Origin of the sequence: Nonomuraea marmarensis, assembly GCF_043197025.1 — a bacterium.
Taxonomy (GTDB): domain Bacteria; phylum Actinomycetota; class Actinomycetes; order Streptosporangiales; family Streptosporangiaceae; genus Nonomuraea; species Nonomuraea marmarensis.
Map to the genome: position 1 here is coordinate 1 of NZ_JBICRM010000076.1, position 13,109 is coordinate 13,109.

Below are 13,109 nucleotides of genomic sequence, written 5' to 3' on the forward strand. Positions count from 1 at the left end.
GTCGACCTCGTGGACGGTCAGCAGGTCGCCCTCGCGGATGTAGCCCAGCGCGTTCAGGAGGTCTGGCCGGTCGTCGGTGGCGAGCTTGCCGCTGGTCTTCTCCTCGAAGACCTTCAGGCAGATCGGGTCGAGGGTGTGGGGCTCGAAAACTCGACCCACGCGGTGGCCTGCGGTTCTTGGCAGACGTGAGGATCTCGGGTGCCGCCATCTGAGCGCCCGCTCAAAATAGCTTGAGCCATCGCTCAAATCGAAGCGTCGGGATTTCAGTGTGCATAGCGAACCAACAGGTCATATGCAGTGACCGAATAATCGAACCCAACAGGCGCAGAGTAGGGCGCGGTCCGGTCAGGTGGGCCTTGGCGCGGTGCCTTGATGGCGCAGCACTACCTCGTGCCAAAGGATCAATATTTCTGCGTTTTGGCTGCGGAGGAACGAGATGGCAGGACGAGCCACGCGAAGATCCGCGTGGCGATCAGGTAGAGCAATCGTACGAGCACAAGGTCGATGGTGTCGTATCGGTACGGGGAGCGTCGTCCCAGGTCAAGAGCTATGCAGCCATTCTGGAGCGTTACGGGTCCAGTCGCCTGCGCTTGCCCAGAAGCAGGTGGCTGCCCAGACCTGCTCTATTCGCCGAGCTTCTTGGCGTACAGGGTGATCAGCGTGTCCGTGCTCACCCTCTGCCCAGCAGCTGGCGACTGTTTGGTGACGACCCAGTTGCGGTCGAACACCTGCAGCCGGTCCTGCCCGGTGGCGTCCTTGTCGTTCAGTACGTAGAAGCCTGCCGCCTGCAGCGTGTCCTGGCCTTCTTGAAGGTTCATGCCGACGACGTTCGGCAGCTTCTTCTTTGCCGCGGCGTCGCTTGGGGTCTCTTCTTGCTTGGGCGGGTCGGTTTCGTCGGGGCTGGTGGTGGGCGTGGCTTGGACGGTCGCGGTGACTGTCTCGACGGGCGCGGCCGGCGCAGTGCCGTTGCCGCACGCGGTCAGGCATGCGGTGGCGAGGACGGCGAGAGCGAAGCGCTTGAGCAACGTGCACTCCTGCGGGGCTTGGGTGAATGGAACGTGACAGGAGGTGAGACGTGCCAAAGCGTGATCAGGTTGTCACGGAATGCTGTCCGGATCCGGCCGCATCCTCTCTGGGAACATCGCCTGCACTGCCTGGCGCACCCCTGGCGGTTGCCTTGAGTTCCAAGTACCAACGCGCACAAAAGTCACATACGGGACAGCAGCTCAGTCTTCCGCCGCGACCTGTTCGATCATGGGAGCTTGTACGGCGGCCAGCACGGCGGCGGCGAAGGGCAGGGAGTGATGCGTGGCTCCCCAGCCAATGCCGAACACCACGGAGGCGGGATCGTTGTTGGGGTTGGAGAGGGCCTGGTGTCCACGGATGCGCAGCCGCAACGACCCGCGAGCGTCCTCCAGTGCATGCCACTCGACGCCCTCGATCTCGGTGATCGGGTAACGCCGGTCACCTGCCGTGTACTTGGCCGGGGAAGCTCCGGACGAGAACCAGGTGAAGGTGACAGCCTGCCCGTCGAAGGCGGCCTCACCATCCCATGCCTTGAAACTACGCGGCACCGAAGGACCAGCGATCAGGAACCGCTCAGCCGGACCGCGCTCGGACAGGGCCGCGCGCATCTCGTCGGCATACTGGTCGGCCAGCGTCTCCGTGGCGGCGGGCAGCACCAGCCGGTACGGATCGAGCGACTCCTGGAGCTGCCCCGTTGCCGCGGACATGACCGGATCGGCTCCCTCCCGGGGAACCACCCGCAATACCACCCTGCCGCGTGCACCAGGCTCCAGCATGACATCGGCCAGCGCGTCGTACGGCACGAACCGCTCACCGAGTTCCATGCTCAGTTTCGACGCCTTACCCGGCTCAGGCGTAATGCGCAGCCCCCCGTCCTCGAACTCCCACGCGCAACCTCGCCCCTTCAGTACGTCACCCATGCAAGCAAGGATAGGTGCCCGAACACTGGCGGCTGCGCAGACGGGCGGCCACCGCGACGAGCCGGCTGGGCCTGCGCACGTCGCTGGCCGCCGCGTTCGGCGACGACGACTACGGCGACTTCTGCTGGCGCACTCTGGAGGAGCAGGAAGCGGTCGACCTGCGCGACTACGAACGGATCGGCACCTGCCACATCCGTCCACGCAGCCGGCAGCGAGAACAGGCCGCCATCCTCGTCGCGGCAGTAGACCTGGTCCTCACCCCAGTTCCGGCGATGGACCACAAACTTGAAGTCGCGCCCGCACAGCGGATGGAACGGGTGGGTCACCCGGACACGTCGATACCGATCATCGCCATCGGGTGTAGTCGACGGCGTACTCCAATGCGATCGCCGAGCGCTGGGTCGGCACTGTCCGCCGGGAATGCACTGACCGGATGCTCATCGTTGGACAGAGGCACTTGCGGTGTGTCCTCGGCGAGTATGCAGTTCATTACAACACCCACCGACCACACCGCGGCCTTGATCAGGAACCTCCGGACGGGAGAGGCGGCCCGGCTCCACCAGGCAAGGTCCGTGTTCTTAGGCGAGATCGATTCGGTGACCTGATCCACGAGTACGTGCAGGTCGCATGAGGTGACATAGTTCTCGGCACCCACACGCCTACGGACAGCTCGCCGCGTTCTCGATCCTGTACACGGCGCCGGCGATGATCCTTTACGTGGCGGTCAACAAGTACCTGGCGGGCTCGTTCAACTTCGGCGGTGCGATGAAGGGCTGACGGCCGTGCCCGGCCCGATGGCCGGGCACGGCCGTCAGGTCACTCGACCATGATCTGATGGGTGGCCTTGGCTGGCCCGGCCGTGGCCTCCCCTGACCACAACGCGAGGTAGCTGTACCTGCCGGCGATGGCGGGCGTGTCGGTGAACGTGTACGTGCCGTCGGCGTTCACGCTCACCTGCGGGAGCTTGACGCTTCCATCGCTGATGTTGTCGACGTACACGCTGCGCTGCACGGTGAGCGTGGCCCCCGGCGAGGGCGGCTTGCCGCCCGCCGTCAGCACGCCGGTCAGCTCCATGGCCGTGCCGACGACGCCTGACTGCGGCCCGTCCATGGTGAGAGTGGATCTGTGCCTGACCGTCACGGTGACGGAGGCGCTGCTTCGGCGGTAGTGGTCGTCGCCGTCCCAGAACACCAAGTAGGTCACCTCACCGATGTCCGGCGGCATGTCCTCGAAAGTGAACGTGCCGTTCTTCTGCGTCGTCACGCCGGCGATCGGCTCTTTCGTCCGGTCGAGCAGGCGCCGGGTCACCGCGAGCGGCTTGAGCCCGAGCGCCTTACCGTCGGTGCGGGTGAGCCGCCCCTCGACGGTGACCGGCGAGCCGACATACGCGCGCGCCGGGGCCGTCACCGTCAGATTGGATGCCGGCAGCGCGACGCCCGTCACCCGCCACAGCAGCAGCCGGTTCGCGGAGCTCCGCAGCAGCACGAAGACGTCCGGGCCGGAGAACGCGACGCCGTCCGGGAGCAGTTCGGCGTCCGGCTGGTCGGCCGCGAACATCGCCGCGCTGGTCGCGGCGTCGTAGAGCGTGAGGTCGGTACTGCCCCACTGGCGTCCCGCGGCGACGTAGGCGCCGCCCGAGCTGAGCGCCACGGCCGACGGATACCCGTCCCAGCCGTTGCCGTAGGTGCCGGTCGCCGCCAGGGTCCTGGTGTCGTACCTGGTGAAGTGACCGGGGGTGTCGGCCGCGGAGAACAGGGTGGTGCCGTCGGAGGTCAGGGCGAGGTCGCGCAGGTAGTCCATGCGCCACTCCTCGCCGTCGATCGTGCCGCGCAGCTCCGGGGTGCCGCCGCCGACGTCGTAGACCAGCATGTCGGCGTGGTGCAGGCTGGTCCGGCCGACCACGAGCGTGTCGCCGGCGGCCGCGAGCACGGGAGCGCGCAGGTGCTCGCCCCCGACCGCCACCGGCGCCGGTGTGGCCGCGCTCAGATCCAGGCCGACGACGCCGCCAGGGCCGTTGTCGCACCCGTGCCCCACCCACAGCCGCTCGCCCAGCAATGCCAGGGTGGACGGGCACGGGTGGGCCGACAGGTCGATCCGCCGGGTGACGGCGAGGCTCGCGGTGTCGATCTCGGCCACCTCGTTCGAGCCGGTGAGCGCCGCGTACAGGCGGGTGTCGTCCGCGTTCATGGCCAGCTTGCGGACGCCGGACAGGCCGGTGACGACGCCGCCGGTGAGGTTTCCGCCGGTGTCGGCCACGATGATCCGGTCGTCGGCGGGGACGAACACCCGGCCGCCGCCGACGGCCAGGTCGGCGGTGTAGGAGCCGAGGGTCACCCCGAGGTCGGTCGTGGTGTCGGCCGCCGAGGCGGCGGGGGCCGCGACAGTGAGCAGGCCGGTGATCAGGCCGGCGGTGCCGCAGTGAGCGGCTAATCGGCGAACCAGTGGGTGGCGCACGAGGACCTCCTGCACAGATGGGAACAGACGTTCTAATAACGTCTTATGGGTGCTCCCACGTCAAGATCGGCCGATCGCACGACACCAAACCGTGATCAAGCATGCCCCCGCCCCGGTCGAGAGAGCGCGTTCTCGGGGGGAAGGCAGGGCCCTCCCTTGCGGAAGGTGTACCGCTCGAATATTGAGTTACGTAGCCTGAGCTGCGGGTACGCGGCGTGCTGGTATTCGTTGATCGTGCCTGTGGCGATGGGTTTTCGGCGGATGGAGCGCCAGTACCTGGCCACGTTCTACTCAAGATATCGGTTCGGTGATTTCGCCCGCGTAGTAGGACAGATGGAGGGCGCCGGTCCGACGGACCAAGGCTGTCTCGGGATTGATCAATCAGTATCGGCGAGCGGCTTAGCGATCGCTTGCCCCCAGGTGAGCGTCAGTACACGAATATTGGCACGGCACAGGGGTTGCCGGACGCGGTGCGACAGCTCACCGGGCCGGAGGGCATGGAATCCGCTCAGTCGCAACCCTCCCGAAGTCATGAAATCCTTCAAATCGCAAATCCGCCAGAGGGCACACAATTGCTCAGTCCGCAAATCCGTCCGAGGGCATATCGTCCGTTCGACCGCAACAGTCTCGACAAGAATGTCTAAACTTGACAGTGTCGTGGAGTTTTCCTATGGTCGTTCGGGTTCCCGCCGATCGATATCCGAAGGTGTTCATGACCGCGCCTCCGACGCTGCCGAAGTTCAGGCAGCAGTTGATTCTTGCCGTTCTTATGGTGTGTTCGCTGCTGATTTGGCTGGACAACACCGTCCTCAGTATTACCCTGGAGACCCTTGCCGACCCGGTCCGTGGACTGGGTGCCAGCCCGGCCGAGCTGCAATGGGCCACAGGCGCATACACCCTGGTCTTCGCAACCTTGATGTTCACCGCTGGCGCACTGGGCGACAGCTTCGGCCACCGGAATGTGCTCGCAATTGGCTTGGTGATCTTTGCTGGGGCCTCGATCTGGGCGGCGTACGCAGGCGATGCAGGCCAGCTGATTGCCGCCCGGGCCGCGATGGGAGTCGGCGCCGCACTGATCATGCCTGCCAACTTTGCCATCCTGTTGTGGACCTTCACCGGCCCCGGGCGGGCAACCGCAATCGCCATTTCCTCGACATCCACCGGTGTCGGAATGGCAGCAGGCCCGGTGATGGCGGGACTCCTGCTCAGCCATTTCTGGTGGGGTTCGGTCTTTCTCGTCAACGTCCCCATTGTCGTGGTGGCATTGGCTGGGATCGTCCTGTTGGTCCCCAATTTCCGCAGCCCCACCGTGCGACCGCTGGACCCGGCTGGGATATTGCTGTCGATCAGCGGACTCGCGGCGTTGACCTACGGCCTGATTCGCGCGGGGCAGGTGGACGCCTGGAGTCGTCCGGACGTCTGGGCGCCGATCGCGGTCGGGCTTGTCCTGGTGGCCGCTTTCGTGCTCGTCGAATTGAGAACCAAGGAACCGAGTTTCGATCCCCGGATGCTTGCGCAGCGGGTGTTCGGTGGTGGCAACGTGTCCATGGCGTTGCTGCTCTTTTCTGTGGCTGCCGTCACTTTCTACAACGCGTTCTATATGCAGGGTGCATTGGGCTACTCGCCGATGAAGGCCGGCTTGGCCAATGTTCCGACCGCGGTCGGCGCTGTCGTAGGGGCGCCCCTGGGCGCACGTCTGGTTCGCCGATGGTCGCTGCGCCCTGTCGCCGTGCCAGCGCTCACTGTGGCGGCGTTCAGCATGGGCGCGGTCGGATTTCTCGATCTGCACACCCCACTCGTCTGGATCGAGATCCTGTTGTTGGCGCAGGGCCTTTCCGTCGGCATGGTGATGGCCCCGGTGACCGGAGCACTGATCAGCAGCCTGCCGCTGGAACGGTCCGGTGCCGGGTCGGCCGTCACCAACACGGCGCGGCAGGCCGGCAGTGTGATCGGGATTGCGGTGGGCGGCACGATCATGTCGATCGCATATCGAGGCGCGATCGAACCCTCGCTGAGCGATGTCCCGGAGGCGCTACAGGATAGCGCCCGGGTTTCCGCAGAACAGGCTCGGCATGTCGCCGCCGCGCTCGACCGGCCCGCTCTTGCGCAGGCTGCCGATCATGCGTTCATCCACGCTATGCACGTCGGCGCGGTCTGGATCATGCTCATCGCACTCTTCGCAGTAGCCGTGCTGGTGTATGCCTTGCGTCCGGTTGGAAGACTCACGGGGTCGGCACAGAAGCCTGACGACGGTCGAGGAAGTAGCCGCTCCGCGGCTGGGGCCGCCCCCCGTGCCGGGACCGATAACCAATCCACGAATGCGGGCGCTGGCATTGACAGCCACACCCGCACGCCGGCTCCCGTACCTCGTCCAGATGCGTGAGAGCTGGTGATCGAGCTGCCAGGCCAGGGCGGACCAGCGTTGTGGTTCCTTCAGGAGAAAGATGTAGTCACCGAAGGTGAGATCAGCGGCTCGGTGCACCTTGAGCTTGCGGTGGGGTTGTACAGTGTCCCGGAGATCTTCCACGGTGAACACACTTCGTCGGTGACGCGCCGGAGCCTGTTCTCGGCTGCTGCTGGAGGCGTACTACGAGCCCCGGTTCTCCGACCGTTCCCACGGCGCGTACCGATCCGTCACCGTCTGGTGGCTATGCTGGCGGGTTCAGCGAGAAATCAGGTCGACGGGCGAGCCCGCAGTGCACTGTGATGGTCGCGGCTGCCCGCCACACGGAGCGGGCCGACCTCAGGAGTAGCTCTTGGCAACCACGAGAACCCCGGACACCCGGCCCGCGATCACTGCCACTCTGGTCAGAGGCTTGGTCGATACGCAGTTCCCGCAGTTGGCCGCGTTGCCCCTGGAGCTGTTCGAGCCGGCCGGCTCGGACCATGTGATCTACCGGCTGGGCGGGGAGCTGTCCGTCCGGCTGCCCCGTCACGCCGGCGCCATCGGACAGGCCGAGAAGGAATTCGAGTGGTTGCCCCGGCTCGCCCCGCAGCTGACGCTGGCCATCCCGGTACCAGTGGGAGTGGGTAAGCCCGACTTCGGATATCCGTGGCGGTGGGCGGTGTCACGCTGGCTCGAGGGCGAGGTGGCGACCGTCGAGGCACTGGCCGACTCGTCCGCGGCCGCCGTCGAACTGGCGGAGTTCCTGACCGCCCTTCAGCGGTTCGCACCCGAGGACATCCAGGCCGCGAAGGTCCGCGACAAACTCACGTCCCGGCCGTTGGCCGACCGGGACCGCGCGACGCGGGCCGCCATCGCGGAGGTGGGCGCCGCGTTCGACACCACGGCCATGACCGAGTTGTGGAACGCGGCCCTGAGCGCCCCGGGATGGGATCGTCCTCCGGTCTGGTTCCACGGCGACTTCCACACCGGCAACCTGCTGACCGTCGACGGCCGCCTCAGTGCGGTCATCGACTTCGGCGGGCTCGGCGTCGGCGACCCGGCCTGCGACCTGACCATCGCCTTCACCCTGATGTCGGCCGCCAGCCGGGCCGCCTTCCGCGCTGCGCTCGGTGCGGACGACGCCACCTGGACCCGGGGCCGCGGCTGGGCCTTGGCTACAGGCCTGAACGCATACACCTCCTATGCCGCCGTCAATCCCCAGGTCGCCATGCAGACCACCCGTCAGATCACCGAGGCCCTCATCGGCTAGGCACTGGTATTCGATCTCAGCTCGCAGACCGCGATCGACCGCGTGCCGTCGTCGTTCATGACCGTGATGTAGTCGGCGGAGACCTCCTCGACCACACCGGCCTTCTCGGCGCTGATGACGTCGCCCGCGTCGGTCGCGGCACGGTATTCCATGCCGGTGCCGACCAGCGGCGCCTCGCTCTTGAGCAGCGGCACCGACTGGCGCTGCATGTTGGAGCCCATGAGCGCGCGGTTGGCGTCGTCGTGCTCGAGGAAGGGGATCATCGCCGTGGCGACCGACACCATCTGGCGCGGTGACACGTCGATGTAGTCGACCTCGTCGGCACGGGCGAGCTCGGTCTCACCGCCCTTGGTGCGGACCAGGACGCGGGCGTCGGCGAACGTGCCGTCGGCGTTGAGCACCGTATTGGCCTGCGCCTTGACTCACCGTCGGACGGACGCCCAGTCCAGGTCGGGCCCGATAACCCTGTGACGCCGTCATCATCGAAGTCAGCGCGTGCTTCGAGAAACGATCTCCACAGGGCAGCGCGATGAGAGCCTGATCCACAGCGTCAACTCGCGAAACCCATGGGGGGCATAATCAGTCGATTCCGCCCCCAACGGTCAGATCCAATTAGGCCGCGTTCAACTACCTGCGGAAACGGTACGGCGATCCAATCAGCTCCGTTCCTGGAGGAGGTCGCTGCCTTCCTTGACCGCGAGGTCTTGCTGCTCGACCGCGCCAACGAGGCAGACGGCGCGGTCGAGCTGGCCTGGCAGCCCGACACCCGGGAGCGGCGTGACTACGTCCCCACCAGTGCGCGCAACGCCCTGCTCATCGCCCGCGCCTTTACCAGCACCCACTCCCGGGATGCCGGACGTGGCTGACCGGGTCTACCTGCGGCACTCCACCGACAAGCAGACCGACGCCCGCCAGCGGCATGCCCTCGCCGCCCTGCTGGCCGCAGGCGCCCCCGTCCACGAAGACCCCGCCACCTCCAGCCGCCAGCTCTCCCTCGACCGCGCGGGCTTCACCACGCTGCTGCACGAGGCGGCAGTCGCGGTGATCAGGCGGCCTTGCCGCGGGCGATGTAGAGGTTCATGTCGGTGAAGTCGACGGTGATGTTGTAGGGCTTCCAGAAGCAGTGGGAAAACCAGCCCATCGAGTCGAACCCTGTCCCATAGGGCCAGGGCACGTTGACCGGCTGGTTTGGGTTCGTGTAGCAGTAGACCTCCTTGGCGACGGCGTTGCCGAGGCGGATCTCCTTCGGGTAGCAGGGGTAGACGACGGCCGGGTGGCTTTGGGCAAAAGTCCCGATCTGGCGGTCGTAGTCGGTGCGGATCCCCAACTGCTCGGCCGTTTCCCCGCGCACGCCCGCGGCGATCTCGCCGACTCCGCCGAAGTTCACGCCCACCACCCCTGTGCCGGAGCCGGCGACGCCGGCGAAGCTGCCCGTGCTGTGCAGGTATTGCTCACGGGCCAGCCACAGCGGCAGGGGTTCGGCGCCCGCTCGTGTGGCGGCGGCGCGTGCCTTCCTGGCCATTTCGGGGGTGCGGCGGCGCAGGATCAGCTGCCGGCCCGCGTAGTCGAAGGTGGTCAGCAAGTGGTAGAAGACCCACGTGCCGATCAGGCCGTCGCTGTCGGTGTCGACATCTTCGCCCGACTCCGTTGCCGACCAGCTCACGGGGACGTTGCGCAGTTCGATGCCGCCCAGCTTGAAGGAGTCCAGGATCCCCCAGTACGCCCAGATGGGGATGCCCTCGAAATCGGTCTTCTGACTGGCGACGGGGCTCAGCCCGGCCTCCTTGGCCACCGACGCGCGCATGCTCAGATTCGGGGCGCCGGTGTAGAACATGAAGCGCTTCGGCGGTCCGCCGTTGACCGAGGCCTCCACCAGCGGCTCGGGGTCCATCTGCTGGAATGGCACCCGCGCGGTCTCGCCGTGGATCTGATACGCCTCGCCGCTGACCGCCGCGAACCACTTGGCGTAGCTTTCTTCGCCGGCCGCTTGCCAGTGTGGTGCGGACAGGGCGAACTTGTCCTGCCGGATGTAGCAGTCGCCCAGGAGCTGGTTGGTCTCCTTGTCGTCGGGCGCCAGGTTGAAGGCCATCTTGAGGTATTTCTCGGCGTCGGGGAACCGGTTGGACAGCAGCCCGACGTAGCCGCGCCGGCGGGCCGCGTGCAGGTTCGTGGGGTCTGTCTTCAGGATCTTCTCGTACGCGCGGCCGGCCTGCTCGAACTTGCCGGCCTTGAACAGCGCGTCCGCGTCACTGCTGCCGGCCAGCGCGGTGGCCGCGCCGCCCAGCAGCGGCGCGGCCGCGGCGGCACCGGCCAGCACAGCGGCGCCCCGAAACAGCGAACGCCGGTCCCATTCTCTGTCATTAGCCACGCCTTCTCCTTTTCGTGATCACCTTCGCCGCAGCTTTCTGTCCCAGCGGACGGTCACAGCAGCTCCGGCCGGTTCATCTCGCCCTCGTCCCGATGCGGGCGGCCGGATCGGTGGCCTTGCGCCGGGCCAGGGCCAGCTGGATGGTCGGCCCGTTCGGCTTGGAGCCAGTCGATCGGTACGGTCACCGTGCCGCAGTCCACCTTCGGCTCGTCCGGACACGGCTTGCAGTCCACGGTGGACGGTTCAAGTCAGGGTCGGCTCAAGGCCCTCCCGCACGGCCGGGTCATCCCCGATCAGCAACACTCGCGACACGCCGCCGAGTATCAACAGCACGCTCCGTAACTCGCCCGCCGGTCAACCCCATCCACTGTCGCCCGGCCGTGTCCCCGCCTCATCCGCGCCTTGTCATGGTCGTGTCACGGTCGCGCCGACGGTGACCGCCGTCGACAAACGGTGACATGCGACGGACAACGCACGCACATTCGGCGCCAATCGTGGTTCGTCATGGACGAACCACGCACCATCCCACCTCGGCCCCGTGACCGGCTGTTCGCCGCGGTCACGCTGGTGCTCGCCGTTCTCCTGCTGCCCGCGGCGCTCGCCCGCCATCCCGGCCGCGCCCGCGAACTGGCCTGCCGCTGGGCGTTGGGGATGCGATTCCCCGCCGAGGACCTCACCGGGCTCACCGACGGCGCCATGGCGGCGTTCACCGCGGCGCGCACCGAGGCGCTCTGGCGTCACGGCCAGCTCATCGGCCTCACCTCGGGATACCGCGATCCCCATGTCCAACAACGGATGTTCGACGAGGAGGTATGCGCCGCTCCGGCTCCCCGGCCTCGGCACGAATGCTCGTGCTACCACCGGCGGAATCCAACCACGTCAAGGGCATCGCGCTGGACGCGCGCCCCACGAAGGCGCGCACTGGCTCGAGGAACGGTCTCGAAGTACGGATCCGAAGAGGAAGCCGCCCGGTGGGTGGCCACCGCGGGCACGTCTGCTCACGTGTCGGGGGACGCGGTCGACATTGGACTCTTCGATGCCGCGGCGTGGCTGTCCGAGTACGGCGCCGAGTACGGGCTGTGCCAGATCTACAGCAACGAACCCTGGCACTACGACCTGCGCCCCGAAGCCGTCGATGACAGCTGCCCGCCCATGTATGCCGACCCTACGCACGATCCACGTGGGCGCGAGAAGCGCGCCCCGGTCTCCTGGAGGTGAAGAGCCCTTGCTGTCTCGTCTTTCTCCCACTAGGTGGGTGCTCGGTGTCGCTCTGTCCGCCGTCCTCGCCGCGGGTTGGCTGGTCTACAGCGGCGCGCAGGCCCAGCCACTGTCGTTGTCGAGCTCCAGGCCGGCACCGATCACTTTGGCCCGGCTGTCGGCTCTGCCCTGGCCGTCGAAGGGGCAGGCGGCGGTCGAAGTCACCGGGCAAGCAGACAGCCTCAGTGTGCACGGCGAGCAGCGGCCCGTGCCGATCGCGAGCGTCACCAAGGTGATGACCGCTCTGGTGATTCTTCGCGACCACCCGCTCGGCAGGAACGCCGCGGGGCCGTCCATCCGGGTCGACCGGCAGGCGGCAATCGAGTCAGGCAACCGAGACGAGTCCACGGTGCCGATCACCGCGGGCCAGAGCTTCACCGAGCGGCAGCTTCTCGAGCTGATGCTGATCCCCTCGGGGAACAACGCCGCACGTCTGCTGGCCCGCTGGGACGCCGGCTCGGAGCGGGCCTTCGTCGGCAAGATGAACGCGGCCGCCGCCAAGCTGGGCATGAACAACACCACCTACACCGGGGCGAGCGGATATGAACCCACCACGGTCAGCACAGCGGTAGATCAGCTCAAGCTGGCCAGGCAGGCCATGAAGAATCCAGTGCTGCGTGACATCGTCGCCACCACCAAGATCACCATCCCGGGCATCCCGGGCGAGATCGTCAACAGCAACAAGCTGCTCAAGCTGCCCGGGGTAGTCGGCCTCAAGACCGGCACCAGCACGCCGGCGGGCGGAGCGCTGCTGTGGGCCGCCCATCCCACGTCCGGAGACCGCCACCGGCTGATCCTCGGGGTGGTCCTACGCCAGGGCGACCCCGACGACACGCTCGAGGAGAAGAAGGAGGCCGCGTTCGTCGCGAGCAGGAGGTTGATCGTGGCGGCCCAGCGAAACCTGAATCGCCAAAGAACGCCGATTTCGTGAATGCCCCAACCGTTCGTCCCCTCTCGGGCGTCTTATCTACTAAGAAATAAGCTCTGGATTCCCGAGCGCCTCTACAGGTCATCCCGCCCCAGGACCAGGAGGTTCTCCGTTTAGAGCATGTCGCTCTGGCGGTTGAGGAGATCTCGGGATCGGTGAAGCTTCTCTCTCGTCGCTGAGGTTTTGGAGCGGCGGTGAAGCCGAGGAGTCGCGTGCTGGCCCCGGTTGAGGACGGCTTGGCCCGGTGCCGAGTGTCGCTCCGACAGAGAACGCCTGCTCACGCAGGGGGGCGGCTCCTTTCACCGCCTCAGGCGCGCTCGAGCTGCTCGCCGGGCCGGGGCAGCCACCGTCGCTTGATCCTGGGCACCGCTCGGTGTCCGTGGCCATGTAAAAGTCCCCACAGGTGGCCAGTTCGAGGTCACCACTGGTGGCCGGTTTAGGTCCCCACTTCTGCTTCGCGTTGTCCGCGTGTCGTGAGGAGGGGTGTGCCCTGAGCGGTG

The 13,109-nt window shown here is 66.9% G+C and carries 12 protein-coding genes and 1 pseudogene; 7 read left to right on the plus strand and 6 right to left on the minus strand.

Annotated elements, in window-relative coordinates; translation table 11 throughout:
• Positions 1-623 precede the first annotated feature (623 nt).
• The 3 genes from ACFLIM_RS49360 to ACFLIM_RS49370 all read right to left on the minus strand — a co-directional run bounded on the left by ACFLIM_RS49360 (position 624) and on the right by ACFLIM_RS49370 (position 2,272).
• Entirely contained in the window at positions 624-1,025 is a 402-nt protein-coding gene (locus tag ACFLIM_RS49360; RefSeq protein WP_393177722.1) for a PASTA domain-containing protein, read from the minus strand.
• A 201-nt stretch (positions 1,026-1,226) separates the two neighbouring features.
• Entirely contained in the window at positions 1,227-1,946 is a 720-nt protein-coding gene (locus ACFLIM_RS49365; RefSeq protein WP_393177724.1) for a DUF4429 domain-containing protein, read from the minus strand.
• Positions 1,931-2,272 (minus strand): DUF5372 family protein, encoded by a 342-nt coding sequence (locus ACFLIM_RS49370; RefSeq protein ID WP_393177726.1) that lies wholly within the window; start codon positions 2,270-2,272, stop codon positions 1,931-1,933. The genes ACFLIM_RS49365 and ACFLIM_RS49370 overlap by 16 nt, the downstream gene beginning before the upstream one ends.
• Positions 2,273-2,331: 59 nt before the next feature.
• On the opposite strand from ACFLIM_RS49370, the gene ACFLIM_RS49375 reads away from it, so the two are divergent.
• A complete protein-coding gene (locus ACFLIM_RS49375; RefSeq protein WP_393177744.1) occupies positions 2,332-2,577 on the plus strand; it encodes an integrase core domain-containing protein in 246 nt (81 codons plus the stop codon).
• A 185-nt stretch (positions 2,578-2,762) separates the two neighbouring features.
• Here ACFLIM_RS49375 and ACFLIM_RS49380 read toward each other — a convergent pair whose 3' ends face one another.
• Entirely contained in the window at positions 2,763-4,400 is a 1,638-nt protein-coding gene (locus ACFLIM_RS49380) for a hypothetical protein (protein WP_393177728.1), read from the minus strand.
• 670 nt (positions 4,401-5,070) lie between these two features.
• Between ACFLIM_RS49380 and ACFLIM_RS49385 the strand changes: the two genes are divergently transcribed.
• Positions 5,071-6,783, plus strand: coding sequence for an MFS transporter (locus ACFLIM_RS49385; RefSeq protein WP_393177730.1), 1,713 nt, complete (start codon positions 5,071-5,073; stop codon positions 6,781-6,783).
• A 373-nt stretch (positions 6,784-7,156) separates the two neighbouring features.
• Positions 7,157-8,056: an aminoglycoside phosphotransferase family protein gene (locus ACFLIM_RS49390; protein ID WP_393177732.1), complete on the plus strand. Its 900-nt coding sequence runs from the start codon at positions 7,157-7,159 to the stop codon at positions 8,054-8,056.
• 38 nt (positions 8,057-8,094) lie between these two features.
• On the opposite strand, the pseudogene ACFLIM_RS49395 reads toward ACFLIM_RS49390, so the two are convergent.
• Positions 8,095-8,478: pseudogene (locus tag ACFLIM_RS49395) on the minus strand (DNA-directed RNA polymerase subunit beta); the annotation flags it as partial.
• A 282-nt stretch (positions 8,479-8,760) separates the two neighbouring features.
• Between ACFLIM_RS49395 and ACFLIM_RS49400 the strand changes: the two are divergent.
• Together ACFLIM_RS49400 and ACFLIM_RS49405 are read left to right on the plus strand one after the other, a co-directional pair.
• Positions 8,761-8,922, plus strand: coding sequence for a hypothetical protein (locus ACFLIM_RS49400; RefSeq protein ID WP_393177734.1), 162 nt, complete (start codon positions 8,761-8,763; stop codon positions 8,920-8,922).
• Positions 8,906-9,145, plus strand: coding sequence for a recombinase family protein (locus ACFLIM_RS49405; protein ID WP_393177736.1), 240 nt, complete (start codon positions 8,906-8,908; stop codon positions 9,143-9,145). Before ACFLIM_RS49400 ends, ACFLIM_RS49405 begins: the two co-directional genes overlap by 17 nt.
• Here ACFLIM_RS49405 and ACFLIM_RS49410 read toward each other — a convergent pair.
• Positions 9,102-10,424: an aspartyl protease family protein gene (locus tag ACFLIM_RS49410; RefSeq protein WP_393177738.1), complete on the minus strand. Its 1,323-nt coding sequence runs from the start codon at positions 10,422-10,424 to the stop codon at positions 9,102-9,104. The genes ACFLIM_RS49405 and ACFLIM_RS49410 overlap by 44 nt on opposite strands.
• Positions 10,425-10,928: 504 nt before the next feature.
• On the opposite strand from ACFLIM_RS49410, the gene ACFLIM_RS49415 reads away from it, so the two are divergent.
• Both ACFLIM_RS49415 and ACFLIM_RS49420 read left to right on the plus strand, forming a co-directional pair.
• The gene (locus ACFLIM_RS49415) at positions 10,929-11,642 is read left to right on the plus strand and encodes a D-alanyl-D-alanine carboxypeptidase family protein (protein ID WP_393177740.1); all 714 of its coding nucleotides are present in this window, start codon (positions 10,929-10,931) and stop codon (positions 11,640-11,642) included.
• A gap of 37 nt (positions 11,643-11,679) precedes the next feature.
• On the plus strand, positions 11,680-12,612 hold the full coding sequence (locus ACFLIM_RS49420; RefSeq protein ID WP_393177742.1) for a D-alanyl-D-alanine carboxypeptidase family protein: 933 nt from the start codon (positions 11,680-11,682) through the stop codon (positions 12,610-12,612).
• The last annotated feature ends 497 nt before the right edge of the window (positions 12,613-13,109 follow it).